The sequence below is a fragment of the Megasphaera sp. MJR8396C genome (genome assembly GCF_001546855.1).
Classification (GTDB): Bacteria; Bacillota; Negativicutes; order Veillonellales; family Megasphaeraceae; genus Megasphaera.
The window spans coordinates 1-1,381 of sequence record NZ_KQ958182.1; the positions used below are offsets into that span (position 1 = coordinate 1).

The 1,381-nt window shown below is 53.7% G+C and carries 1 rRNA gene; it reads right to left on the reverse strand.

Annotation, left to right across the window (positions count from 1 at the left end):
* Positions 1-1,381: ribosomal RNA gene (locus HMPREF3201_RS05990) — 23S ribosomal RNA — on the reverse strand; the annotation flags it as partial.

Below are 1,381 nucleotides of genomic sequence, written 5' to 3' on the forward strand. Positions count from 1 at the left end.
AGTCAAGTCCTCGGTCTATTAGTACCGGTCCGCTCCATACATCGCTGTACTTCCACTCCCGGCCTATCAACCACATCGTCTTTGTGGGACCTTACTTGTTTTCACAATGAGAAACCTCATCTTTAGGCTGGTTTCACGCTTAGATGCTTTCAGCGTTTATCCGTCCCCGACGTAGCTACCCAGCTGCACGGCTGGCGCCATGACTGGTACACCATTGGTCGGTCCACTCCGGTCCTCTCGTACTAGGAGCAGCCCCTTTCAAGTTTCTTCCGCCCGCGATGGATAGGGACCGAACTGTCTCACGACGTTCTGAACCCAGCTCGCGTACCACTTTAATGGGCGAACAGCCCAACCCTTGGGACCTACTTCAGCCCCAGGATGTGATGAGCCGACATCGAGGTGCCAAACCTCCCCGTCGATATGGACTCTTGGGAGAGATAAGCCTGTTATCCCCAGGGTAGCTTTTATCCGTTGAGCGATGGCAATTCCACTCTCTACCACCGGATCACTAAGCCCGACTTTCGTCCCTGCTCGACCTGTCCGTCTCGCAGTCAAGCTCCCTTCTGCCTTTGCACTCTTCGCGCGGTTTCCGTCCGCGCTGAGGGAACCTTTGGGCGCCTCCGTTACTCTTTCGGAGGCGACCGCCCCAGTCAAACTGCCCGCCTGAGACTGTCCGCAAGCTTGTTAGGCTTCTCGTTAGAATTCCAATAAAACAAGGTTGGTATCCCACCATTGACTCTGCAAATACTGGCGTACTTGCTTCTACGTCTCCCAACTATCCTGTACATCTCTTACCGGAATCCAATCTCAGGTTACAGTAAAGCTCCATGGGGTCTTTCTGTCCAGTCGCGGGTAACCTGCATCTTCACAGGTACTTCAATTTCACCGGGTCCCTCGTTGAGACAGTGCCCAAATCGTTACACCTTTCGTGCGGGTCGGAACTTACCCGACAAGGAATTTCGCTACCTTAGGACCGTTATAGTTACGGCCGCCGTTTACTGGGGCTTCAATTCACTGCTTCGCTTGCGCTAACACTTCCTCTTAACCTTCCAGCACCGGGCAGGTGTCAGCATCTATACATCAGCTTTCGCTTTAGCAGACGCCTGTGTTTGTGGTAAACAGTCGCTTGGGCCTCTCTTCTGCCACCCGGTTCCGCTCCGTGCGCTTCTGCACTTCACGTACGCCGGGTTATCCTTTTCCCGAAGTTACGGATACATTTTGCCGAGTTCCTTAACGAGGGTTTTCCCGCGCACCTTAGAATTCTCATCCTGCCTACCTGTGTCGGTTTCGGTACGGGTGCCTGATTCCTCACTAGAAGCTTTTCTCGACAGTTTAGTGCCAGCCCCTTCGCGTCTGTTTCCAGACGCTCCCCATCGCATCT